This window comes from Streptomyces sp. NPDC055189, assembly GCF_053606765.1.
Window position 1 is genome coordinate 114,508 of the sequence record NZ_JBSGSG010000004.1, and the last position, 24,609, is coordinate 139,116.

Below are 24,609 nucleotides of genomic sequence, written 5' to 3' on the forward strand. Positions count from 1 at the left end.
ACTGGGGGAGAGGAGCAGCGGGGGAGCAGAGCAGCGAGGGAGGAGGGCGGCGTGGGAGCGGAGAGCCGGGATCAGCCGGACAGGGGGTTGAGGGCCAGCGGCTGGATCTTGCCCTCCAGCATCGCCCCGAGCCCCATCACGGCGCACACGTCGGGCCGCTCGGCGATCTCCACGGGCATCCCCGTCGCGTCCCGCAGCATCTGGTCGAGCCCCGGCAGCAGCGCGCTGCCGCCGACCATCATGATCCCGCGATCGGCCAGGTCGGCCACCAGGTCCGGCGGGCAGTCCCGCAGCACCTTGCCGATGCCGTCGAGCACGGCGGTGAGCGGGGTGTGGATCGCGTCGCGGACGGCGGCGGTGTCGACGTGCACCGAGCGGGCGAGCCCCGTGGCGACGTCGCGGCCGTGGATCTCGGTCGACTCGGGCCCCTGCGAAGTGAGCCCGTTGCCGCGCAGGGCGAGCTGAAGGGGGCGTACCGACTGGCTGGGCAGCATCAGTTCGTGGTGGTGGCGCAGGTGCTGGACGATCGCCTCGTCGATCACCTCGCCGCCGACCGGGATCCGCTGGGCGGTGACGATCGACCCCATCGACAACACGGCGACCTGCGTGGTCGCGGCCCCGCACACCAGGATCATGGTCGCTTCCGGCCGCTCCACGGGCAGCCCGCAGCCGACGGCGGCCGCGATGAGCGTGTCCACGAGTTCGACCCTGCGCGCCCCGAGCCCGACCATCGTCTCCACGGCGGCGCGGCGCGCCAGCGGGTCCGCGTCGTGCGGAGTGCAGGCGGCGGCGCGAAGGCGCGGTTTGCGGCGCAGGTTGCGGCGGAGCTTCTCGCCGATCAGGTGCCGCAGCATGCGCTGGGCCATCTCGATGTCCACGACGGTGCCGCCGGAGACCGGCCGTACGACCCGGATGTAGCCCGGCGTACGTCCCGTCATCTGCTCGGCGAACCGGCCGACCGCGATGAGCGCGCCCGTCCGTGTGTTCACGGCGGCGGCGCTCGGCTCGTCGACGACGAGACCCGCGCCCTTCACGAACACCCGGGTCCTCGCGGCACCCAGGTCGACGGCGATGTGGCAGCGGCGCAACTGCTCCAGACTGACGGTCATGGCAGATCCTCCCGAGAGCGCAGACCGTACGGACCGCCGGACGACGGTCCCAACTCGCATCGTGCGGTGGCCGCGGGCGGCGCGCGCGTTGGACTGAGCCGGGCGGGGTGCCGCCGCACGGGTGGTCTTGATCGCGTCGCGGGCGGCGCAGTTAGCATCCCGTGTGAAGCAAACGCCCCCTGAAGAAGACGAAGCCGACGGCCCCCGCATACCCGAAGCCGCCAGCAACCCCCCGCTGTCCCCGCTACCAGTGGAGCCCCGGGAGCCCGTCACGAAAAGGCGGATACTCGCCGATCTGACGCCTTTGCGTACGTCCGTCGACTACCGCCGGCTCTGGGTCGGCAACACCATCTCCTGGATGGGGCAGGCGATGACCGCCCTCGCGGTCTCGCTCCAGGTGTACGACATCACGCACTCCAGCTTCTCGGTCGGCCTGGTGGGGCTCTTCTCGCTCGTCCCGCTCGTGGTGTTCGGCCTGTACGGGGGCGCGATCGCCGACACGGTGGACCGGCGGAAGCTGGGTCTCTACTCGTCGCTCGGCTCGTGCGGACTCTCGGTCGCCCTCGCCGCGGGCGCCTTCGCGGGCTTCCACCACGTGTGGTTCCTGTACTCCGTGGTCGCGCTGCAGGCGGTCTGCGGGGCGCTGAACTCACCGGCGCGCTCGTCGATGATCCCGCGCCTCCTGCCTCCCGAGCAACTGCCCGCGGCCAACGCGCTCTCGTCGATCACGACCACGTCGGGCACGATGCTCGGCCCCATGCTGGGCGGACTCTTCGTCGGCCTGTGGGGATACCAGGCGGCGTACACGGTGGACGCGGTGGCCTTCAGCGCGGCGCTGTACGCGATGTGGCGGCTCCCGGCGATGCGGCCGGAGGGCTCGGAGGAGGGGGTTCGCAGGAAGCGGGCCTCGGTCCTGGACGGGCTGCGGTTCCTGGCCACGCGGCCGAACCTGCGGATGACCTTCTTCACGGACATGTGCGCGATGGTGCTCGCGCATCCGCGGGCGTTGTTCCCCGCGGTCGCCGTGGTGTGGTTCGCGGGCGACGCGAAGACGGCGGGCCTGCTGGTCGCCGCGCCCGCGGTGGGCGCGCTGCTCGGCGCGGTGTTCTCCGGGTGGCTCGGGCGGATCCGGCGGCACGGGCTCGCGATCCTGTGCGCGGTGGCCGGGTGGGGCGCGGCGATCGCCGTCTTCGGCCTGACGCGGAATCTGTGGCTGGGGCTGTTCTTCCTCGCCCTCGCGGGGTGCGCGGACACCGTCTCGATGGTGTTCCGGAGCACGATGCTGCAGGCGGCCGTGCCGGACGAGATGCGGGGGCGGCTCCAGGGAGTCTTCATCGTGGTGGTGGCGGGCGGACCCCGGCTCGGGGACTTCATCGCGGGGTCGGTGGGGGACCTGAGCTCGCCGGGAGTGGCGGTGGTGGGCGGCGGCGTCGCGTGCGTCGTCGCCGTGGGGCTGCTTGCGCTGCGGTGGCGGGGCTTCGCGCGGTACGACTCGCGGGTGCCGGAGGCGTGAGGGCCCCGGCGGTCCGCTCACGGGGTGGGGCCGGCCTCCGGCGGGCTCGCGGGCACGGGCGGCGCGGCGGCCGCTTCCGCGGTCGTCACCGCACCCCGCGTCGCGGCGGGCCCTTCCGGGGTCCACGCCAGGCGTACCACCAAGTGGCCCTCCGCCGTGCCCTTCACGATCACCGCGCCGGACTCGGCCGACATCCGTACGCCGAACTCGATCTCCACCGAGTCCGGGCGGAGGCTGCCGTCGCGGAACACCCGCAGCGCGGATTCCGCGGCCGCGCGTGCCCCGGCGAGCGACTGCTCGAAAGTGCGGACCGCCCGGGAGGGGCCGTTGCCGCGGGAGACGAGGTGGGAGCCGTGTGTGTCCTCCACGTCGGCCATGACGACGCTCGTTCCGTCGTCGGTCGTGAACTCCACCAGATCGTCCATCAACGCCCCCGTCGGACTCTCGTCGCACACTCGCCAACTGCATTGTCACGGACGGCCCTTGCGGCTGTCAGCCAAGTCACGGGCAACGCGGGCGCGCGTACACGGCTGGCGGGAAGGTGCCCTGGCGGCTTCCCGCCAGCACCGGTCAACACCCCCGCAACACAAGCCCCCTGACACTCATCGCAGCACCCGGGAACCACCCCCGCCCGGGTCCGACGAAGAGAGGGCACCCATGACCCGATCACCCGCCAAGCGAAGAGCGAGGCTGCTGCCGGCCGTCGGCCTCGCGTTCGCGCTGCTCCCGGCGGGGCAGAGCGCCACCGCCGCCCCCGCGGACGCACCGCAGGCGCGGGCCACCCCCGCCGCCCGCGCCGCCCACACGGTCACCTTGGTGACCGGCGACAAGGTCACCGTCACGGACCTCGGCGGCGGCAAGAAGACCGTCACCGTCGACCGGCCCGCCGGGGCCACCGGAGCCGTCCGGAGCGAGATCGCGGGCGACCGCATCACCGTCGTACCGGACGAGGCGCGGCCCTATCTGAGCGCCGGCACCCTCGACAAGCGGCTCTTCGACGTGACGGAGCTGATGCGCCAGGGGCTCGGGGACGAGAAGGGCGGCGCGCTTCCGCTCATCGTCACGTACGAGAAGAGCGCGCGCCGCGACGCGGGTCCGGCGACGCCCCGTGGCGCCGAGAAGGTGCGCGCGCTGCCGAGCGTGGGCGGTGTGGCGGTGAAGGCGGAAAAGCCGGGCACGTTCTGGCGGGATGTCGCGCCGGACGCCGCCAAGTCGGCACGCAAGAGCGCCACTTCACGCGGCGCCCTCGCCGACGGCATCGACAAGATCTGGCTCGACGGCCGTGTCGAGGCCGACATGGCGCAGAGCAACGAGCAGATCGGCACCCCCGCGGCGTGGGAGGCCGGGCTCACCGGCAAGGGCGTCAAGGTCGCCGTACTCGACACGGGCGTCGACGTCGGCCACCCCGGTCTCAAGGACCGTGTGGCCGCCACCAAGAGCTTCATACCCGGCGAGGAAGTCGCCGACCGCAACGGCCACGGCACCCACGTGACCTCGACCGTCGGCGGCAGCGGAGCCGAGTCCGAGGGCAACAAGGAGAAGGGCGTGGCGCCCGGCGCCGACCTCTCCGTCGGCAAGGTGCTCAGCGACGAGGGCTCCGGCAGCGAGTCGCAGATCATCGCCGGGATGGAGTGGGCGGCCAAGGACGTCGGCGCCAAGGTCGTCTCGATGAGTCTCGGTTCGCAGGAGGCGAGCGACGGCACCGATCCGATGGCCGCCGCCGTCAATACGCTCTCCAAGGACACCGGCGCCCTCTTCGTCATCGCCGCGGGCAACAACGGCGCCCCCGCCTCGATCGGCTCGCCCGGCGCCGCGGATTCCGCGCTGACCATCGGCGCAGTCGACTCCGACGACCGGGCCGCGTATTTCACGAGCCAGGGCCCGCGCTACGGAGACAACGCCCTCAAGCCCGACCTCTCCGCACCGGGCGTCGACATCCTCGCCGCCCGTTCGCAACTCGCGCCCGGCGAGGGCTACTACACCGAGATGAGCGGTACGTCGATGGCGACCCCGCACATCGCGGGCGTCGCCGCCCTGCTCGCCGAGAAGCACCCGGACTGGAGCGGGGTACGCCTCAAGGACGCGCTGATGTCGACGTCAAAGCAACTCGACGCTTCCGTCTATGAGCTGGGCTCCGGGCGCGTCAGTGTGCCCGACGCCATCGACGCGCAGGTCACCGCGAGCGGGAGCGCCGACCTCGGCTTCTACTCCTGGCCCTACGAGGACAACAAGCCCGTCACGAGGACGGTTACGTACAGCAACTCGTCCGACGCAGCAGTGGAGTTGAGCCTCGCCGCCGAAGGTGCGGCGGAGGGTGTCGCGACCCTCGCCGACAAGACGCTCACCGTCCCCGCGCACGGCACCGCGTCGACCACGGTGACCGGTGACGGCGCGAAGGCGACCGTCGGCAACACCAGTGGCCGTATCGTCGCGAGCGCCGCCGGGAAGCCGGTCGCCCACACCGCGTTCGGCCTGGTCAAGGAGGAGGAGCGGTACACGCTCACCGTCCGCGTCAAGGACCGTGACGGCGCCGCGACCGGCGCCGGTCTGGTGCTGCAGCGACTCGCCGAGCAGGTCGACCCCTTCCCGGCCGAGGTCGGTGAGTCCGGCACCCTCCAGCTGCGCCTGAAGCCCGGAACGTACGCCCTCTCCTCCTTCCTCGACGTACGCGGCAGCAAGGGCAAGGACTCCCTCGGCCTCGGCTTCCTCACGGCGCCGGAGATCGTCCTCGACAAGGACCGCGAGGTCACTCTCGACGGGCGGAAGCTGCGCGAGGTCGGCGTGGACGTCGGCAAGCGGACCGAGACCCGCCAGCTCCTGATGGAGTACGACCGCCGGGCGAACGGCGCCAGGCTGCAGGGCGCGGTCCAGGTCCCGGTCAAGTACGACAGCATCTTCGCGGCGCCCACCGCGAAGGTGGCCGACGGCAGCTTCGAGTACCGCACCGTCTGGCGCCTCGGGAAGCCGACCCTGCACGTGAAGGGCCTCGGCGAGGTCGTCGCGCAGCCCGGCGGCACGGTGACCGACGGCCGGAGCAAGCTGCGGCTCGTGGATGTGGGCGGCGGCACCGAGGCCGAGTACGCGGGCAAGGACGTGAAGGGCAAGGCGGTCGTCGTACGGCGGACCGCGGCCGCCGACGTGACGCCCGCTCAGCTCGCGCAGTACGCCCAAGACGCGGGCGCCAAGGCGCTGTTCGTCACCGATGACGAGCCGGGGCGGCTCAACGCGTGGTTCGGCACGGACGACAACGCCGACCGGCCGCTGCAGATCGGCACGGTCAACGCGGCGGACGGCGCGCGGCTGCTCGCGGCGGCGAAGGCGGGCCGGACCGTGCAGACGACGGCGACGTCCCGCACGCCCTTCGTCTACGACGTGTCCGAGGGCCACAAGGGAGCCGTGCCCCGCGACCTCACGTACGAGCCCTCCAAGCGGGAACTTGCGGTACTCGACACGAAGTTCCACGCGGTGAAGCCGGTGGCGGGCGGCGAGTTCCGCTACTCGCTCACGGACACCTTCGACGTCGGATTCGGCTTCCAGGAGAAGATCGACTACCCGGTCGAGCGCACGGACTACGCCTCCACCGGGACCGGCCAGCTGTGGCACGAGTCGGTGTCGGTCGGACCCGGCGCCCTGGAGGAGCGCAGCGGTCTGGTCAGTTACCGGGGCGGCAAGCACGGCGAGCTGAACTGGTTCAAGCCCGTGTGGCACCCGTGGCTGGGTACCGGCCTCGGCTGGGGGCAGCAGCGGACCGGGAACTCGCTGCAGTTCAACGTCCCCGGCTGGGGCGATTCCGGACCCGACCACACGGGATTCGGCGACGTCTGGAACGACGACTCGATGACGCAGGTCAGCGAGGTCTACGCGGACGGGAAGCTGGTCGACCGGAAGCAGAGCTCGGGTGTGTACGTGTGGGACGCGAATCCGGCGCTGACGACGTACAAGGTCGTCACGGACACGACGCTCGATCCCGGGCGGTGGCGGCTCGCCACGAAGGGCCACTCGGAGTGGACCTTCAAGTCGAAGGAGACGGCGGCCGACCGGAAGACGTTCCTGCCCCTGCTGAACCTCGGCTTCGACGTGGACACGGATCTCGCGGGGGATGTCCGCGGCGGGCGTTCCGTGGGCGTCGGGATCTTCGCCGAGTACGTGAAGGGGGCCGTCGACACCGGGGCCGTCGGCGGCGGAAAGCTGGAGGTGTCCTACGACGAGGGCAAGACCTGGAAGGGCGTCGACCTGGACCGCGACGGCAGCAGGGCCGCGTGGGACGGGAAGCTGAAGGTGCCCGGCTCCGCCGAGTTCATCTCGCTGCGGGCCTCGGCGAAGGATGACCGGGGCGGCTCCGTCACGCAGGAGATCGTGCGGGCGGTGGGGGTGAAGTAGAGAAGGGCCGAACGCGGCGACGCCGCCTCCCCTGGGACGGGGGAGGCGGCGCCGCTGTGTGAGTACCCGGGGTGCGTGCCCGGGCGAGTCTCCGGGTGACGTCAGATCAGCCAGCCGAGGAAGTGGGCGATACCGGCGACGACGTCAGTGATGATGTTCATGGTGGTGCTTCTCCTTGTGGGACTTTCTCAGGATCTTTCAACTACCGGCCCTCGTATGGGACATGGACCGGGAACGCGGCAACTACGGTCTGCAGCCCGTTGCTTGCGTTCCGTAATCATCGTCAATCGCATGCGTCACATGCAATCCCTGGCGGAACGATCACCTGTTCCAGGGAACAACTGCTCCCGTGTTCGTATTTTCGAGATGCGGAGGCCTTGAGACGCGTGACGATGGGACGGCATCGAGCACCTGCGCGAGCTCGCGGCGGCCGGGACGGTCACGCTGGTCACGGCGGTGAAGGACCTGGAGCACGGCCATCTGCCCACGTTGCGGGCGGTGTTGAGGGGGGAGCGGGCCTGAGGCGGACGTACCCGCCGGTGGTGTGAAGGCCCGGTGGTTCAGCCCGTCCGCGTGAAGGAGCGGTGCGCCTCGACGAAGTGGCGCTCGCCCGCCGCCGCCTTCCCGGCGGGTGCGGAGACCCACAGGTCGTACATCTTGCCGCCCTCGTCCCAGCTCAGGTCGAAGGTGCGGCGCGGTCCGCCGTCGCCGGAGCCGCCGTTCCAGGTGAACTCCCATACGGCGGCGGGGTGGCCGTTGTGCGTGGTCTGCCGGACCGACCCGTCGCGGTAGCCGGGGTAGTCCGACGGGCCGTCCCTGTGCGCCTGCCGCATCACCGCGAGGGGGCCGTCCGGGTCGAGGAGCTGGGGGTGGACGCCGATACGGAAGGCGTTGTCCGCCGAGTTGTAGAAGACGCGGGGCGGTTCGGAGGAGCGGGTGAAGCCGGTGGGCGCCGCCATCTTGAAGCCGGTCGGGTCGGAGACCGTCCGGTAGCCCTTGGGGGCCGGGTCGGTGTCGGCGGGCTTGTCCGGATCGTCGGGGGCGTCCGTCCCCGCCGGAGTTTCCCTGCCGGTGCCCTCGGGGGATGGCTTGGGGGCGGCGGGGCTCTTCTTGCCGGGGTTCTCCGGCTTGTCGGCGCTCTTGAAGGGCGTCTTCGACGGCTCCTCGGTCTCCTCCTTCTCGCGCACCTCGGCGGCGGGGCCGCCGCTCGCCGTCGCCTCCGGCCCCGACCCGGAGTCCCGCGTCAGCAGCCAGGCGCCGGTGCCGCCCACCGCGAGGGCGGCGACCAGGGCGCCGGCCAGGAGCGCCGTACGCAACCGGGGGCGGGCGGAAGGCACGGGGGCTGCGCCCAGCACGATCGCCTCGTCGGGCGGAGGCGGCTGTACGGGCTTGGGGGCCACCGGCGTACGGGGCACGGTGGGCATCCGCTCCTCCACCAGGAAGCCCCGGAGCGCCTGCTCGGCCTCGTCCGCGCCCAGCCGTCGCTCCGGGTCGCGCTCCAGGAGGCCGCGCAGGACGGGAGCCAGCGGACCCGCCGAATCCGGGATCCGGATCTCGTCCATGACCACGGCGTGCAGGACGCCCGCCACCGAGTCGCGCCGGAACGGCGACTCGCCCTCGACGGCGGCGCAGAGCAGCACCCCGAGCGACCACAGATCGGACTCCGGGCCCGATCGCCTGCCCGCCATGCGCTCGGGAGCGGTGTACTCCGGGGAGCCGACGAACGCGCCCGTCTCCGTCAGTGTCGTCTGCCCGTCGACCTGCGCGATCCCGAAGTCGGAGAGCACCACGCGCTCCGTCCCCGCCTCAAGCAGGACGTTCGCGGGCTTGAGGTCGCGGTGCAGGACGCCGGCCGTGTGCGCGGCGCGCAGGGCGGCGATCAGGGCGAGACCGATACGGGCGGCCTCGGCGGGCGGGACCGGGCCCTCCAGGGCCATCCGGTCGGCGAGCGAGCGGCCGTCGATCAGCTCCATCACGAGCCAGGGCTGATCGTCGTGCTGGACGACGTCGTGCAGGACCAGGATGCCGGGGTGCTTCACCTGCGCGACCGTGCGCGCCTCGCGCAGCGTGCGTTCGCGCCGGCCCGCGGCTTCGGCGGCCGACTGGCCGGCGTCGACGTGCAGCTCCTTCACCGCGACGGCGCGGCCCAGGAGGTCGTCCTGTGCCCGCCAGACCGTGCCCATGCCGCCGCGCCCGAGCGGCGTCGTGATGCGGTAGCGCCCCGCTATGAGATCCCCGTGACTCGCCATGGCCGCATCATACGAACTCCCGTTGCAAAAGGCGCAGTTGGGCTGATTGGTGACCGTGGTGCGTGAGTGGCGTGACCGAGCGGTGAAGAGAGGCGGGGGGAAGCGAAGGGCGCACGTGCGGGAGGCAAGTGCAACCGCACGCCGGATACGTGGCGTGCCTGATCGCCTACGTTGGGTGACTCCAGCGGATCGCGTGGGAGCGGTCCGCACGGTGGAGGGGATCTCAACATGATGCGACGCGTGATGCGACACATGATGCGACGACGCATGGCCGTGACCCTGGGGGCGCTCGCGGCCGCCGCGACCCTGACGATCTCGGTGCCGGGCTCGGCGTACGCGGCGGAGGGTGTCCTGATCGTCAACGGCGCCGAGTACACGGACCCGAGCGGCTGCTACGGAAGCGACTGGTACCCGTCGTCGGTGACCAACCACACCGACGCCATCGCCGAGGTCCACTCGGGCCCCGACTGCGGCGGGCCGGTCGAGTGGCTGGTCTACCCGGGTGAGACGTACTACACGGAAACCGCTCAGAGCGTCTTCATCCTCTGAGCCACGACACGCGGCGCCCCGCTCCCCCGGGGCGCCGCGTGCACACGACCGGGAGACCGCCTTCATCGCGGCTTTACGCGACGGCCGATAGGCAGACCCCATGCCAACTCCCCTTGTCCTCCCTGTCGCAGGCCCCGAGGGTCCGATCCGTGCCGCGGCCCCCGCCCCGGTGACGCGCCCCGAGGCGGTGCTCTTCGACTTCTCCGGGACGCTGTTCCAGATCAAGGCGTACGAGGACCGCATCCGCGCCGTACTGCCCGCCCCGGTGGACGAGTCCGCGATGGACGCCATCCTCACCTCCCTGGAGGCGGGCCTGGCGGACCCCGCCGTCATCGCGGCCCAGCGCGCCCGCGACGTCTCGTCCGATGCCCACCGCCACGCGTTCACCACCTGGTACGCCTCCGCCCCTGCGCTCGCCCCCTTCGCAGACGTCCTCTACGACCAACTCCGCTCCCCCGAGCACTGGTTGCCGTACGCGGACGCCGAGCGGACCCTCTCCGGGCTCGACGCACGCGGCATCGCGCTCGGCGTGGTCAGCGACGTCGGCTGGGACCTGCGTCCGACGTTCGCCCGGTACGGCCTCGACCGCTGGTTCGGCAGTTGGGTCCACTCGTACGAACACCACACGGAGAAGCCCGACCCGCGTCTCTTCGGCCACGCGTGCGCGGAGTTGGGCGTCGCCCCCGCGGACACCCTGATGGTCGGCGACCACCCCGCCAAGGACGGCGGGGCCGCGGGCGCCGGGCTGCGGTCCTACGTGCTGCCGGGCGGCGCGGCGCCGGGAGCGGTGCGAGGTCTCGACGCGGTGCTCCGCCTGGTGGACGCGCCGCGCTGATCGCGGCGCCGCGCTCGCCGCGCTCCTGCGTGCCCGCTGACCTGGGGAAGGGGCACGTCGGGAAGGGGAAGGGGCTTGTCGGGAACACGACGAGAAGTTGTTAGCCTGCGGGGCGGATCATCGAACCCAGGAGGCCTCCGTGTCACCAGACCGCCCCACGATTGCCCTGGTCACCAGCAGGCCTCAGCTGGAGACCGGCCTCGACCGCGACCTCCCGGGGCTTGCGCGTTCCCTCGGCGCGGCGGGCGCCGAAGTCGCCACCGTGTCCTGGGACGACCCCAGGGTCGACTGGGAGCGGTTCGACCTCGTCGTCATCCGGTCCGCCTGGGACTACAGCGAGCGCGTCGCCGAGTTCGTGGCCTGGGCGGGGCGCGTCGCGCGGCTCACCGTCCTGGCCAATCCGGCTTCCGTGGTGCGGTGGAACACCGACAAGCGGTACCTGGAGGCGCTGGCGGCGGCGGGGGTGCCCGTCGTGCCCACGCGCTATCTGGCGCCCGGTGACGCGATGGAGATCCCGGACGACGGCGCGTTCGTCGTCAAGCCCACGTCCGGGGCGGGCGCGCGCTATGCGGGCCGGTACGAGAAGGGCGAGTACGACGCCGCCGTACGGCACATCGAGCGGATGCACGGCGAGGGGCTGACCGCGATGGTGCAGCCCTATGTGCCGCGCATAGACGAGACCGGTGAACGCGCGCTCGTCTACGTCGGCGGGCGCTTCCTGCACGCCATACAGAAGGGCGCGGTGCTCGCGCCGGGCACGGCGTACGACGACGAGAAGATGCCGCATCCCGACCTCCGGCCGTGGCAGCCGACGCCCGCCGAACTCGACCTCGCCGAGCGGGCGCTGGCCGCGGTCCCCGGGTCGCCCGAGTTGCTGTACGCGCGGGTCGACGTCGTCGACGGGGCAGAGGGGGATGCCCCCTGCGTCATGGAGCTGGAGCTCGTCGAGCCCAACCTCTTCCTCGACCTGCATCCGGGGTCGCTGCCCGCGGTGACCGAGGAGATCCTCGACGCCGCGGGGTAATCGGATGGACGCGGCGGCCAGGGGCTGCATACTCTGCCGCCATGTCCAGTCCCGAGTCCGACAGACCCTAGCCACCGGCCCGGCATGTCCGGTGGCCAAGTAGTTCTGTCGGGACTGCAGCGTTCGACTGCGGGTGCGTCGTGGCTGATCGTGCAGTTCTCCGCGCCCCTTACGGGGCGCTCTCGTGCGGACTGACTTTTCCTTCGCGGAGTTTCCTCATGCCATTTTCCCTCTACATGCTCGGACTTGCCGTCTTCGCGCAAGGCACCTCCGAGTTCATGCTCTCCGGTCTCGGCCCCGACATCGCCGCCGACCTGGACGTATCCCTCTCGACCGCAGGCACGCTGACCTCGGCCTTCGCCGTGGGGATGGTCATCGGCGCCCCGGTGATGGCCCTCCTCAGCCGTCGCTGGCCGCGCAGGACCGCGCTGCTCGGCTTTCTCGTCACCTTCCTGCTCGTCCACGTCGTCGGCGCCCTGACCGACAGCTTCGCCGTGCTGCTCCTGACCCGTGTCGTCGGTGCGCTCGCCAATGCCGGGTTCCTCGCGGTGGCCCTGGTCGCCGCCGTCGGCATGGTCGGGCCGGACGCCAAGGGGCGGGCCACCTCGGTGCTGCTCGGGGGCGTCACCCTCGCCTGTGTCGCGGGAGTACCCGGCGGCGCGCTGCTCGGGCAGTTCTGGGGATGGCGGTCCGCCTTCTGGGCGGTGGCCCTGGTGTCGGTGCCCGCCGTCCTCGCGATCCTGCGGTCCGTGCCCGGCGGTGCGCCCGGCACGGCGGGCACGGGCGCACGCGGGGAGCTGCGGTCGCTGCGCGCGCCGCGGCTCGTGGTGACCCTGCTCCTCGGGGCGCTGGTGAACGGCGCGACCTTCTGCACGTTCACCTATCTCTCGCCGGTGGTCACCGAGGTCACCGGGTTCTCGGAGAGCTGGGTGCCCGCGCTGCTCGCGCTCTTCGGCGCGGGGTCCTTCATCGGGGTCACGGTCGCGGGGCGGTTCGCGGACGCGCGGCCCGTTCCGTTCCTCGTCACGGGCGCGGTCGCGCTGCTCGCCGGGTGGGTGCTCTTCGCGCTGACCGCCGGGAACCCGGCGGTCGCGGTCGCGCTCGTCCCCGTACAGGGCGCGCTGTCCTTCGGCGTCGGCTCTGCGCTGATCACGCAGGCGCTGTACGCGGCCACCGGCGCCCCCACCCTCTCCGGCGGCTTCGCCACGGCGGCGCTGAACGTGGGCGCCGCGATCGGTCCCGCCGGCGGCGGCCTCGCCCTCGCGGCGGGACTCGGTCACCGCTCGCCCCTGTGGGTCAGCGCGCTGCTCGTGGCGCTGGCCCTGGCCGTCGGGGCGACGGCACTGCGCGGCGTCAGCCGGGGGAGCCGGGGGAGTCGGGGAACGACAGCCGCTGCAGCAGCCCCCAGGTGAACTCCGCGACGCAGCGCCGCGGCTGACCCGCCCCGTCCGGTCCCGTGAAGGCGAGCCGCCAGCGCGTGGGTGCCGTGCCCTCCATGGGGCGGGCCGGGGCGAACGCGCGGGCGGCCTCGTCGACCGTGCACGACCAGGGGGTGAGGTCGTCGAGGGTGCGCAGTGCGGGCCCCGCGGTGCCCGGCGCGCGGATCAGCCACTCGTTCCACACCGAGCCGTTCGGTGCGCGCAGGACCTCGAAGCGCAGGGTCGGCCAGAGCGGCACCGGCCACAGCAGGGCCTCGCACTCCAGGTCGCCGATCTGCCGGGTGACGGTGGCTTCGGGGGCGCCGAGGATCGAGCGGTAGCGGGAGGCCGCGCCCCGCGAGCGGGCGGAACGGGTCATCGCCTGCCAGCGGCGGTTGGCCTCGCGCATGTCCGCGATGGAGACGCCGAGCTCGTGCCGGGCCGCTTCCACGAGGTCCGGGTTGTGGTCGGCCATGCGGCGCAGCAGGACCAGCTGGAAGTCGAGCGGAGTGAAAGGGCCGGAGGGCTTGGGGCCGGGGCCTGGCCCGGCGGCGGAACTAGCGGACATGTGCTCCATGGTCGCGCACCGCCGCGACTCCGGGGCGGCGCCCGCCGGGAAGGAACAGGACCGAATTGACGTACCGGGGGCGGCGCGGTGTGAGGACCCTGCGCAGCAGCCCCTGCGACACGACGTACGACGTGTCGTTCTGGTGCGCCTCCAGGTCGAAGTCGGCCAGCGGCAGCCAGGTGCGGTGGGGCAGGACCCAGCCCTGGTAGCCGTGGTGCCGGGTGAGCAGCTCGACGATCGGCTCGATCGGCTGGATGCGGGACTCCAGCTCGATGAAGAGGGCGGGGCGGTCGCGGGTGAGCAGATCGTGGGCGCCGTGCAGGACCGGGAGTTCGTTGCCGTCCACGTCGATCTTGATGAAGTCGACGTCGCGCAGGCCGAGCCCGTCCAGGGTGAGGCAGGGCACGTCGACCGCTTCGGCGTGGATGTCCCTGCGGATGAGCGAGGAGACCCCGCGGTCGCCGCGGTCGCCCCGCGGCAGCCAGAGCCGGGCCGTGCCGGGGCGGTCGGTGGCCGCGGCCTGGATCACCCGTACGTTGCCGGGCGTGGAGGTCTCCAGGAGCCGGGCCAGGTGCGGGACGGGCTCCACGGTCACCACGCGGCGCGCACGCGAGGCAAGGCGGCGCGACCAGGGGCCGTACCAGCCGCCGACGTCCACCGCCGTGCCGCAGCCGGCCGGGCAGAGGTCCGCGAGGCGGGCCAGCTCCGGCTCGAAGCGGGGGTAGACGAGCCGGGCCAGGGAGGCGATGAGCCGGGCGGGGAGGTGCGGGGCGAGGCGGGCGGCCACGGTCTTGTGGGGGCTCGCCTCGGACTTGTGGGGGCCCGCCCCGGGCGTATGCGGGCCCGTCACGTGGATATCCGCTTCAGGAGCTGCTCGTGCTCGTCCTCCGACAGCTGCTCGCCGGAGGAGGGCAGGAGCTGCGGTATGCCGTCGACGATCGGGTAGCGGCGGCGCAGTCGCGGGTTGTAGAGCACCTCCTCCGGTACGAGGGGTTCCGCCGGTTCGAGGAGATGCAGCGGCCCCTTGTCCAGCGGGCAGGCGAGGATCTTCAGGAGCGGATCTTCGGGGTTCATCAGCTCGTCAACTCCTTTGTGGGGGGCGTTGGTTGGGGCGGCGGCGCGTCATGCTTGGGCATGGCGAGGAGCACGGACACCGCGAGCGCCGTGCCCGCGATCCGCAGGGCGAGCCGCAGCGGCTCGTCGGGCAGCGGCTCGCCGAAGGCCAGCGTCCCGAGTACCGCGGTGAACAGCGCGGTAACCGTCGTACAGACCGGGACGATGAGCGAGGCCCGGCACCGCTGCAGCGCCGCCTGGGACATGACCAGGCCGAACGCCCCGGTGAACAGCAGGAGATACGGATACGGGGAGGCGAGGAGGTGGAGCAGCGCTGAGCCGAGGCCCTGCGTGGTCAGGTAGCTGGACACGCCCTTGATGGCGAGCGAGCTGACTCCGTAGAGAAGCCCGACGGCGACCCCGTACTCCACGCCCGTCGTCGGGAGCCGGTGCCGGTGTTTCGCGCGGCGCTCGGCAGAGCCGTAGAGCAGGACCCCCGCGGCCAGCGAGGGCAGGCAGACCGTGAGGACCAGCGGCACGGGCGCGCTGCGGCTCACTGTGTCCGACTCCTCGCTCAGCGAGAGGACGACCATGAGCAGCGCGAGGAGGATGGCCCCGACCGCGTACCGCTCGCGCCCCGAGGTCTGCTCCCCGAGCAGCACGGAGGAGAGAAGGAGCAGGAGCACGAGTCCGGAGACGAAGATGCCCTGCGCGGCGGCGATGGGCAGCGTCCGGTAGACGGCGAGCTGCGCGCCGAACCCGGCGGCGAGCGCGAGGGATCCGCCGATCCACAGCGGGCTGGAGATCACCTGCTTGAGCAGCCGTGCCGGGCTGCGCACGCTGACGGACGGCATGGCGGTGAGGGCACGTTTCTCCAGGACGAACCCCGTGCTGTAGAGGACGTTCGCGAGCAGTGCGGCGGTCACACCCCACCACATGGCGTTACGCCCTTCGGGCGTGCAGCAGCAGGATCGACGAGGCGCTCGGCACGGCGCAGGCGAGTCGGTCCAGGGCGCGCAGCGGACGGGGCACGCCGTGGAAGGGCGCACCGGCGACCCGTACGACGTCGAAGCCGGACGCGGCGACGAACTCCCGCAGCGCGCGGGCGGTGTAGAGCCGCAGATGTCCGACGACCTCGCTGCCCGGCCTCCCGTGGATGCCGCGCAGGCTGACCTCCGAGAAGACCGGCTGCACCCCCGCGAGCAGGAGCCCGCGGTTGTACCAGGCGGCGAGGTTGGGCGTGGACAGCATCAGATGGCCGCCCGGCCTGAGCACTCTCCGCAGCTCGTCGAGCGCGCTGTCGGGGTCGACGAGATGCTCGATGACCTCGCTGAAGAGGACGGCGTCGGCGGCGCCGTCCGCGAACGGGAGCCCGCCGTCGGTGAGTTCACCGCGCACGACGTACGGCAGATGCGCGTGGGCCCGCTTCAGGGCGTCCTGCGACCAGTCGACACCGACCACGCGGTGGCCCGCGAGGAGCGGGGCCGCGGTCGCCGCCGCGGTGCCGTCGCCGCAGCCGATGTCGAGTACGACGGACGTGTGGGCGGTCGCGGGACCGATGGCGTCGGCGAGCATCCGGGCCTGGCGGATGCTGCGGGCGTCGCCGGACGCGACGGGGACGGAGGGGTCCTCGTAGAAGTCGCGCAGATCGCGGGGCGCGGTACTGGTGCTCGTCATTGCTTCGTTCCCTCCTCCGTGTGCTCCGTGGCGTGGAGATAGTGCTCGAAGAGGTCGCGCAGGTGGGCTCCGTCGCCGCTGCTGAGCAGGGTCTTCGACCAGCGCAGGGCGACGTGCAGGCGCCCCGCGGTGGCCGCCGTGGTCACGGTCAGGCCGCGGGGAAGACGGGCGGGTGCGGAGAACCAGACGGCGTGCGCGCGTCCGGCGTCGCCGAAGTCGAGCGGGTAGGGGACGCGCCCGATGTTGCTGAGCAGCGTGGTGGAGGTCCAGGGCGCGGCGGCCCTGCGCAGGCCGCGCGTGACGGCGGCCCTGAGGGTGACGGGCAGGACGGGCGAGGTCAGCAGGGCGGCGCCGCGGCCGAGTTGGGGGCGGGGCAGTGCCTTGAGGGCGCGGGTGCGCTCGGCGGTGCGGCGCAGGAGAGCACCGATGTCCTCGGGCCCCCAGTCCTCGGAGGTCAACTCGGCCGCGGTGAACGGCACTTCCACAAGGCGGGTGCCGTTACCGATGGGCATGTCCATGCTGCGGGGGCGGTCGTCGACGGGCATGGTGATGCGGAACGGCTTCGGCCGCGCCCCGTGCTCCCGGTTCCAGTGCGCGATCATCAGCGCGGTCGCCACCATGAGCTGGTCGTTGACGGTGAACGGCGCCCCCTTGGGCCGCTTCGGCACGGCCAGCTCGGCGACGAGCATGCCGTTGCCGGGAGAGGGCTCTGGCGTCCCGCGCGAGACACGGGCAGGCGGAGCCCAGCCACCGGGCGCGTCCCCGACCGCCTCCGTGTCGCTCTCGGGCGCGGAGGGCGAGGGCGTACGCAGAGGAGGCGCGGCGGGCGAGTTGTCCTGCCCGCCGTACAGCTCGGCGGCGGTGGCGAGGACGCGGAGGCAGGCGGGGCCGTCGAGGGCGGTGTGATTGATGGTGAGGAAGAGGACACTGCCGTTTCTGGCGGGGCGCCCTGAGCCGGCGGGTGCGGGGGCGGTGCCGGGGCTGCTGACCCCCGCCCCGGGGAGCGGGGTGTCGCCGGGGCTGCCGCCCTCGCCCGACCGGGCGCCCGCGTTGTCGCCGCCGGGGGCGGCGGTCGTGCCCGGGGCGGGCACGGAGCCTGTGCCGTTCGCCCCGCCGAGGGCGGTGTCCTCGCTGCTCGTGTCGTCGTCCCGGCCGGGGGCGGCGTTCGCCCGGTCGTTCCGCGAGGCGGCTGTCCCGCCCTTGCTGTCCACCCCGCCGGAGGCGGTCGTAGCCCCGGCCTCCTCGGCCGCGATCACCTCCAGGCGGATCGGTGGGGACGCCGACAAAGGGGGTGCCTCGGAGAGGGAGCGGGTGCGGGCCTTCTTGAGGGCGTCCCGTTCCGGGGGCGGGAACGTCACCACCTCCACGTCAGGTGCCGCCGTCAGTTCCCACTCGTAGCGGCGGCGGTACCAAGGCCCCCGCGCCTCCCGCATCAGGATGCGCGGGTGGCGGCGCAGGGCCTCGGCGAACGCGGCCTTCAGGCGGTCCGGGTCCGGGGTGCCGGGCAGGTGGACCTCGATGTGTACCGTCTCCGGCTCCTCCTCCTGGAGGCAGTGCCGGGCGACCTCGTCGACGACGGGGAACGGCACGCGCTCCGGGGGCCGTTCGGGTCCGTCCGCGTGACGTGCCGGGTGATCGAGTGCGGTCATCGGTTGGTGTCCTCCCCGGGGGCGGACGGCGCCGCGGCTCCCGCGAGCCCCTCCGTCGTCCTTGGCCTGCGCCGCCTGAAGCGCGTGGTCCGCGCGGTCCGCGCGCCCGGCGGCGGAAGTTCCGCCTGTGCGGACGCGGGGCCCCTGGCGGAGATGGTCGAGCTCGCGGCCTGCGGCGCGCCGCCCGCGTCCATACTGCCGCCATCGCCCGCTTCGGCACCCGGCCCGCTCTCCCCGCGCTTGCGGCGGGGCAGCGGCCTCGTGCCCGGGTCCTGGTCGGGCCCGAGGGGCGGCGTGTGCGTGCCGCCGCTCGCGGGCGGAGGCATCACCGGCACAGTGGCGGGCGGCGGCTGGTGCGGAGGCGGCTCCCACGCGGCGGTCGTGCCGCCTCCATCGGAGTCCCCGGAGTCGGCACGGGCCCCCGCGGCGGCGCCCCGCACACTCACCAGCGCCGCGAACAGCGCTATCAGCGCGAGGAGTTGGGCGGCGGGACTGAACGCACCCGCGTCCGACGTGGTCGGCTCACCGGCATTCACGGCAGCCACGATCCCCGCTCCCGCCATCGCGAGGAAGGCCAGCGGGACAAGGAGCGCGTGCCGGCGCCACGCGAGCAGCGCGAGCGCGGGCACGAGCAGCGCGAACCAGCCCGCGATGACCACACCCACCAGCGTCAGGGCCACCGTGCCCAGGATCAGCCCCGGCGCGGGCGGCGCCAGGTCCGGTCCGTCCGGGTTCGGCTCCCGGCGCCGGAACAGGACCAGGCCGATCAGGGCGAGCACGCCGACACCGCCGCCGATCAGACCGATCTCGTAGATCCGCGAAGGCTCGTAGGACAGCTTGACCGTGCCGCCCTCGCCCTGCGGGATCAGGAAGCCCTGCTGCCACCCGTCGAGCCGTACGGACGACAGCTCCTTGCCGTTGAGCGTGGCCTTCCAGCCGTCGTTGATGTTCTCGTACGTCGAGAGGTACGAGGCCGAGCCCGCGCCCACCGACACCTCGCGCCGGTCGCCGAGCCAGTCCTTGATGTTCAGGGAGCGCGACTCCTTGTCCACCGTCCCCGGCGTCCCCTGCGTCAGCGAGACGTCCATGAGGGAGAGCGGGCCCGCGTCACCGGCCTCGACGGTGTGCTCGCCGGAGCCGAGCGACATCGTCGTGTTCTGAGAGCCGCGCGAGCAGAGCGTCACCTCGATGGGCCGCCGCTCGGTCAGGTCCCGTACGGAACCCTTGGCGCTCGTCGCGTGCAGCTTGCCGTCGACGGCGAGATCCGGTCCTTCGCCGCAGGCGAGCTCGAACTTCTCCGAGGCCGGCGGCTGCTCCGTGCGGAACTTGTCGAGGGCCGGGACGTAGACCTCGGTGAGACCCACCGGCAGCTGCAACTGGGCGTCCGCCACCGGGTTGTGGACCGTAAGGGGTGCGGTCTGCGTGACGGTGATGGTCAGCTCGTCCGTGGTGATCGGATTGAACCGCGCGTTGCCGTTCTCGTCGACCCCCGCGACCGCGGCGCCGTCCGGCGAACTGATCTCGATCTTCTCGGGGCGCGTGGAGAGTCCGCCCGCCGCCGGCAGGACGATCTCGCCGATCGGCTGCTTGCCCTTCCACTTCAGATGGACCACCGGACTGTCGCCGGCGATCCACGCCGTCGTCAGATCGCCGTCCGTGAGATTGCGCGGGGACAGACCGCCGCCGAGCTTCGACGTGGAGTCGGCGCTCGCGATGATCTGGTCCTTCTGCTCCGGAGCCACCTTGTAGAGCAGCTCGTCGAGCTCGGGCCCCGCAACGGGGAGCGCGCTCGCCCTCACCTCGTACTCGCCCTCGGCGGGCGTCGTGAAGCGGCGGTGCAGACCCGACTCGGCGTTCACCGCGTTCAGCGCGCCCGGGTCGGAGGAACGGTGCATCGAGTACGTCGTCGCGTCGGCGCCCGCCGCGGCCTCGCGGCCCGCGGCGGACCCGGTGTCCTTCGGGAGCTGGAGCAGCTTCGTCACGCGCACGCCCGGCACGGTGATCTCCGAGAACCCGGCGCCCGTCAGACCCTCCTTGCCGATCTGCGCGTCAAGGATGGTGACCTTCAGCCAACTCGACTCACCGGCAGGCGCCTTGATGCTCTGCCGCATGCCGTTGGGCTGCAGGAAACTCGTGCGGCTGCCCTGCTCCGTCTCCACCCGCACCTGGGTGGGTGCGGCCCGCATACCTTCCTGCGGCAGCGGTATGACCTTGATCGAGGACGGGATCGACTCCTTCGACCTGAACTCCGCCTTGATCCACGCGCCCTTGGGCTTTCCGGGGCTGCCCTCGGCCCACGCCGTGTTCGGGTTGCCGTCGAAGGCGTTCACGGGGTCGTACTGCGGCAGGTGGAAGAGCCAGTTGCCGTAGCTCGACGCCGTCACGGACTTCGCGCCGCGCAGCACCGCCGTCGTCTGGTGCTCGATCCCGTCGGTGGGCAGGATCTGGTGCGGCTTCTTGCCCGGATCCTGCAGCGCCCCGGGCGCGTTGCGTTCGCCCGGTGTGTACGTATAAGAGGTGTTGGAGCTGACCAGGCCGAAGCGCGTGTCGGCGCGGCGCAGACCGTCACCGACCGCTTGCAGCGCGGGAGTTCCGACACCCGGGTGGTTGTCACCGGTCAGGACGGACGGGCGGTCCCGCATCGAGGGATCGGCGGACAGCTGGAGCAGCGCCTCGGGGCCGCCGCTCACCACGGCCGTGTTCGACACCGGCTTGATCCCGGCCTGTCCGGGCCGCTCGGCGCCCGACTTCGGGGCGTAGATCTCCACCGCGCGCTCGCGCGGGTAGAGGCCCTCGACCTGGAGAGGCGTGTCGTTGGGGATGATCCCGCCGGTCTCGGTCGGGCCGAGGCCCTTGACGCGGTCGTAGCCCGACTCCTCCAGGGTCCGCTTCACGGTCGAGGTCGGCACGTTGCCGATCTGGTCGGGGTCGAGGTCATTGCGTACGACGACGTAGTACAGGCCCGCGCGGGTCAGATAGTCCTGGAGTCCGGGGACGGCACCGCCCGTCGCGAGCGCCTGCTCCACGGCGTCCATCGCGCGCCGGTTGCCGGGCGTGCCGAACGGGACGTAGTCCCGCTGGGCCCAGCGCGAGTCGGCGAGCACGTCGAGGGGCTGGTCGATGGGCGAGCCCCAGGTGTAGATGCCGTGCGCGGTGGCGGGCACCACGAGCGCGCGGGAGTCGGGGGAGTACTTCTCCAGCCAGTCGGCCGTCGCCTGCCAGTAGGTCGGCAGCTTCTTGAACGAGCCGGGCTGCAGGATCGAGCCGTTCAGGTAGGGGAAGGCGAGGCCCGGCAGCACGAGCACGGCGGCGATCAGCGGCGCGTAGCGCCGCCCCCGCACCGGCCGCGCCCCGCGCGACTGCGCGGCCACGCCCACGAGGTGCATGAGGCCGAAGACCAGGGCGAGCGCGAGGCCCGTCTGGAACTTGTAGATGTTGCGGAAGGGGACGAGTCCGCCGTTCAGCCACGACTGGACGGTGTCGTGGAAGGGCGCGCCGAACGCGCCGCCGTACCCGGCGAGCGTGACGAGCACGACCGAGAGCACGGTCAGGACGAGCCAGCGCCGCTCGGGCAGATCGCGCCGCGCGAGCCCGGCAAGCCCCAGGGCCGCGGCGAACGCCGAGCCGAGCACGACGATCACGGACGTCGCGACCGCCCACCCGGCGGGCAGCCACGCCTCGCCGAAGTTCAGGTACGCGACCCAGTTGCCGGCGCCGCGCAGTGTCTCCGTGGCCGACATGGTGCCGGTCGTGGTGGCCGAGGTCTCGATGAACGGAAGGAAGTTCTCGCCGTAGATGCCGAGCATCAACAACGGCACCACCCACCAGGCGGTGGCGAGGATGACGCCGGGCACCCACCAGAGGATCAGCTTCCGCTTGCGCGGCCCGTTCGGTCTCGACAGGAGATACAGGCCCACGGGGAGGAGGGACGCCAGCGTCGCCGCCGCGTTCACACCGCCCATGAAGGGGATGAAGAGCGCCGAGCGCAGGGCGGCCGAGCGCGCGCTGATGCGGTCGTTCGTCAGCGGGAGCAGCACCCACGGGAGCAGGGCACCGGGCAGCGCCGCCGCCGACGTCGACCCGATGACGACGGTGAACGTCGGCCACAGGGCGTAGGCCACCGCGCCGAGCAGCCGGCTCCCGCTGCTGCCGATCCGCAGCCGCTCGGCGAGCCGCAGCGCACCCCAGAACGCGGTGGCCACGATCAGCGAAAGCCAGAGCCGCTCCGCGAGCCACACCGGCAGCTGGACGAGGTCCGCGAGGCCGTAGAACGGCAGCATCGGCCAGGCGTAGCCGACGTACTGGTCCTGGATCCCGCCGAACCCGCCCCGGTCGTGCCACAGCTGGCCCAGGTCGGAGAGGAACTGCCAGGGGTCGACGGCCACCCCCAGCTTGGTGTCGAACGTCATCCGCCCCGGTTGCACGGCGAGGAAGAGGCCGAAGACCACGGCCCAGAACCCGAACAGCCAGCGCTTGGAGCGCGGCCCCCGCCCGGGTTCGGGGGCGTCAGCCGTGGGCCGGACAGACGCCGGGGGTGGGGCCTGCACCGTGGTCATGGACACCGCCTGAGGATGAGGAGGAGATTCCAGGTGGCGAACTCGCGTACACCCGGCACTTTGGTGATGCCGCCGGCCAGGAAGGGCCAGTAGCGGGACCGTGCGGACACGACGGACACGTCTTCCCTCGCCCGCACTTGGCGCAGGGTCGGGCCGACGTGGTGGGCGAAGAGGTTCTCGCCGAGCGTGTGTTTGGCTGGTTTGCCGGTACGCCGTTCATAGCGGGCCCGCGCGCGGGCGCCGCCCAGATAGTGCCAGGGCGCCCACTCGTGGCCGCCCCACGGCGAGTACCAGTTGGTGAAGGAGACGTAGATCAGGCCACCCGGCCTGGTCACCCGCACCATCTCGCTGAGGAACGTCTGCGGATCGTCCACGTGCTCGAGGACGTTGGAGGAGAAGGTGACGTCGGCGACGCCGTCCGCCAGGGGGAGCAGATATCCGTCGGCGACGACGGAGCCCTCCGGCGGCTTGGCGCCCAGTTCGGCCGGGTCCGGCTCGAAGAGGAAACTGTGCGCGCCGCGCCGCCGGAACTCCTCGGTGAAGTAGCCCCCGCCGCCGCCGACATCGACGACGACGCGGTCCCTGACCGGTCCATAGGCCTCGACCTGGTCGGCGGCGTCACGGGCGAGCAGGGTGTAACACCGCTCGGGCTCCTGCTGCTCGCGCAGGAAGGCCCGGAAGAGGGTGACGGAACGGCGCAGGGACGGGTCCTTCACACGGACCCCTGTGATGCCTTGTGCGTGACCGGACGCGTGGCCTGTTGCGTCGCCTGGTGCGTGGCGACCGCCTCGGCGGCCACCGTCTGGAACTCGCGTACGGAGTTGGCCCACCGATAGCCGGTGGCCCGCTCGCCGGCGGCCTTGCCGAACGCCCTGCGCCGCTCGGCGCTCAGCGCCAGCGTGCACCAGGCGGCTGCGAAGGAACTCTCGCCACGGGCGAGGAGCCCCGTCACACCGTCCTCGATGGAGTCGCGTACACCCGGTACGTCGAAACCGATGGCCGGTGTCGAACGGCTCGCCGCCTCGGTGATCACCAGGCCCCAGCCCTCCACGGCCGACGGATGCAGCAGCATCCACGCCTCGCAGAGCAACCGGTGCTTCTCGGCCTCGGAGACATGGCCTTTGAACTCGACGCCGGGTCCCGCGAGTTGCTGCAGCCGCTCCCGCTCGGGTCCGTCGCCCACGATCACCAGACGTCCGCCGGTGACGGGCCTGACGCGCTCCCAGAGCCGCAGCAGCAGATCGATGCGCTTGTACTCGACGAGGCGTCCCATCGCCAGGAACAGCGGTTCGTCCGAGCGGGGGTGCAGTGTCCCCGGCTCCTCGACCCCGTTGTGGACTATCCGTATTCGCTCACGCTCGACGCCTATCGCGCGCAGCGCGGTGGCCGTCGACGGCGAGACGGCCACCAGGAGATTGCCGCGCTGGGCGCCGGAGAGCGACCAGTGCTCGAGTCTTCGGCCGAGCCGGGCCGCGGGGGCGAGGGCGCCCTGGAAGCGCATCCCCCACAGGTCGGTGTGGACGTGGTTGACCAGGCACAGCGTGGGACCGCGGTGCCACAGCGGTGCCAGGTAGGGCATGCCGTTGCAGACCTCGACGAGGAGGTCGCAGTCGCCGACCTGCCGGGTGAAGGCGGAGCGCGAGCGCAGGTAGTGCCCGAGGTCGCCGCCCGCCGACACGACGCGGTAGTCGCGGGAGACGGCCGGGCCCCCGCACAGGAGGGTGACCTGATGGCCGAGCTTGCTCAGGCCGTCGGCCAGTCGGTCGACGAGCAGTTCGGACCCGCCCGCGGCCGGGTTCGCGAGATCGCGGCGGGCGAGAAAAACGATCCGGCGCGGCTGCGGGGGAAGTGCCGGAAGCCGTTGCGCTACCCGCGGGGCGGCGGCGCGCAGCGGAGAAGGCACGTGCTGGGGCATGCGTGCTCCAACTCGTCAGGGTGCGGAACCGTGAGGCGCTTATGGGGGGTTGCACCGTTCGGGGGTCGCTTGCGGACGTGCTGTGCTCGTACTGCGCTGTGCTCGGACTGTGCG

The 24,609-nt window shown here is 72.3% G+C and carries 18 protein-coding genes; 6 read left to right on the top strand and 12 right to left on the bottom strand.

Annotation, left to right across the window (positions count from 1 at the left end):
- Nucleotides 1-71: 71 nt before the first annotated feature.
- Nucleotides 72-1,109, bottom strand: a complete 1,038-nt coding sequence (mreB, locus tag ACWFR3_RS04880) for a rod shape-determining protein MreB (protein WP_453733125.1) — start codon at nt 1,107-1,109, stop codon at nt 72-74.
- A gap of 250 nt (nt 1,110-1,359) precedes the next feature.
- Between mreB and ACWFR3_RS04885 the strand changes: the two genes are divergently transcribed.
- Nucleotides 1,360-2,622, top strand: a complete 1,263-nt coding sequence (locus tag ACWFR3_RS04885; RefSeq protein ID WP_453733126.1) for an MFS transporter — start codon at nt 1,360-1,362, stop codon at nt 2,620-2,622.
- Nucleotides 2,623-2,639: 17 nt separating this feature from the next.
- On the opposite strand, the gene ACWFR3_RS04890 is transcribed toward ACWFR3_RS04885, so the two are convergent.
- Nucleotides 2,640-3,047, bottom strand: coding sequence for a CU044_2847 family protein (locus ACWFR3_RS04890; protein WP_453733127.1), 408 nt, complete (start codon nt 3,045-3,047; stop codon nt 2,640-2,642).
- Nucleotides 3,048-3,279: 232 nt separating this feature from the next.
- On the opposite strand from ACWFR3_RS04890, the gene ACWFR3_RS04895 reads away from it, so the two are divergent.
- On the top strand, nt 3,280-7,002 hold the full coding sequence (locus ACWFR3_RS04895; RefSeq protein WP_453733128.1) for a S8 family serine peptidase: 3,723 nt from the start codon (nt 3,280-3,282) through the stop codon (nt 7,000-7,002).
- A 560-nt stretch (nt 7,003-7,562) separates the two neighbouring features.
- Here ACWFR3_RS04895 and ACWFR3_RS04900 read toward each other — a convergent pair.
- A complete protein-coding gene (locus ACWFR3_RS04900) occupies nt 7,563-9,251 on the bottom strand; it encodes a protein kinase domain-containing protein (protein WP_453733129.1) in 1,689 nt (562 codons plus the stop codon).
- Between the two features lie 267 nt (nt 9,252-9,518).
- Here ACWFR3_RS04900 and ACWFR3_RS04905 point away from each other — a divergent pair, with 267 nt between their 5' ends.
- From ACWFR3_RS04905 to ACWFR3_RS04920, 4 genes are all read left to right on the top strand, one after another.
- Complete coding sequence (locus ACWFR3_RS04905; protein WP_453733130.1) at nt 9,519-9,800, top strand: hypothetical protein; 282 nt, start codon at nt 9,519-9,521, stop codon at nt 9,798-9,800.
- A 100-nt stretch (nt 9,801-9,900) separates the two neighbouring features.
- Nucleotides 9,901-10,635, top strand: coding sequence for an HAD family hydrolase (locus ACWFR3_RS04910; RefSeq protein ID WP_453733131.1), 735 nt, complete (start codon nt 9,901-9,903; stop codon nt 10,633-10,635).
- A 139-nt stretch (nt 10,636-10,774) separates the two neighbouring features.
- The gene (locus ACWFR3_RS04915) at nt 10,775-11,659 is read left to right on the top strand and encodes an ATP-grasp domain-containing protein (RefSeq protein WP_453733132.1); all 885 of its coding nucleotides are present in this window, start codon (nt 10,775-10,777) and stop codon (nt 11,657-11,659) included.
- Nucleotides 11,660-11,877: 218 nt separating this feature from the next.
- On the top strand, nt 11,878-13,071 hold the full coding sequence (locus tag ACWFR3_RS04920) for a Cmx/CmrA family chloramphenicol efflux MFS transporter (protein WP_453733133.1): 1,194 nt from the start codon (nt 11,878-11,880) through the stop codon (nt 13,069-13,071).
- On the opposite strand, the gene ACWFR3_RS04925 is transcribed toward ACWFR3_RS04920, so the two are convergent.
- From ACWFR3_RS04925 to ACWFR3_RS04965, 9 genes are read right to left on the bottom strand one after another with little or no spacing between them, the layout of a single operon-like run.
- Nucleotides 13,013-13,654, bottom strand: coding sequence for a hypothetical protein (locus tag ACWFR3_RS04925; protein WP_453733134.1), 642 nt, complete (start codon nt 13,652-13,654; stop codon nt 13,013-13,015). The genes ACWFR3_RS04920 and ACWFR3_RS04925 overlap by 59 nt on opposite strands.
- Nucleotides 13,635-14,495: an FkbM family methyltransferase gene (locus ACWFR3_RS04930; RefSeq protein ID WP_453733135.1), complete on the bottom strand. Its 861-nt coding sequence runs from the start codon at nt 14,493-14,495 to the stop codon at nt 13,635-13,637. The genes ACWFR3_RS04925 and ACWFR3_RS04930 overlap by 20 nt, the downstream gene beginning before the upstream one ends.
- Nucleotides 14,492-14,719 carry a Trm112 family protein gene (locus ACWFR3_RS04935; protein WP_453733136.1) on the bottom strand — a complete coding sequence of 76 codons (228 nt, stop codon included), beginning with the start codon at nt 14,717-14,719 and terminating at the stop codon, nt 14,492-14,494. The genes ACWFR3_RS04930 and ACWFR3_RS04935 overlap by 4 nt, the downstream gene beginning before the upstream one ends.
- On the bottom strand, nt 14,719-15,624 hold the full coding sequence (locus ACWFR3_RS04940) for a hypothetical protein (protein WP_453733137.1): 906 nt from the start codon (nt 15,622-15,624) through the stop codon (nt 14,719-14,721). Before ACWFR3_RS04940 ends, ACWFR3_RS04935 begins: the two co-directional genes overlap by 1 nt.
- A 16-nt stretch (nt 15,625-15,640) precedes the next feature.
- Complete coding sequence (locus ACWFR3_RS04945; RefSeq protein ID WP_453733138.1) at nt 15,641-16,375, bottom strand: class I SAM-dependent methyltransferase; 735 nt, start codon at nt 16,373-16,375, stop codon at nt 15,641-15,643.
- Nucleotides 16,372-18,024, bottom strand: a complete 1,653-nt coding sequence (locus tag ACWFR3_RS04950; RefSeq protein ID WP_453733139.1) for a condensation protein — start codon at nt 18,022-18,024, stop codon at nt 16,372-16,374. The genes ACWFR3_RS04945 and ACWFR3_RS04950 overlap by 4 nt, the downstream gene beginning before the upstream one ends.
- Nucleotides 18,021-22,580: an alpha-(1->3)-arabinofuranosyltransferase domain-containing protein gene (locus ACWFR3_RS04955; RefSeq protein WP_453733221.1), complete on the bottom strand. Its 4,560-nt coding sequence runs from the start codon at nt 22,578-22,580 to the stop codon at nt 18,021-18,023. The genes ACWFR3_RS04950 and ACWFR3_RS04955 overlap by 4 nt, the downstream gene beginning before the upstream one ends.
- Nucleotides 22,577-23,296, bottom strand: coding sequence for a class I SAM-dependent methyltransferase (locus ACWFR3_RS04960; RefSeq protein WP_453733140.1), 720 nt, complete (start codon nt 23,294-23,296; stop codon nt 22,577-22,579). Before ACWFR3_RS04960 ends, ACWFR3_RS04955 begins: the two co-directional genes overlap by 4 nt.
- A complete protein-coding gene (locus tag ACWFR3_RS04965) occupies nt 23,293-24,495 on the bottom strand; it encodes a glycosyltransferase family 4 protein (RefSeq protein ID WP_453733141.1) in 1,203 nt (400 codons plus the stop codon). The genes ACWFR3_RS04960 and ACWFR3_RS04965 overlap by 4 nt, the downstream gene beginning before the upstream one ends.
- Between the last annotated feature and the right edge of the window lie 114 nt (nt 24,496-24,609).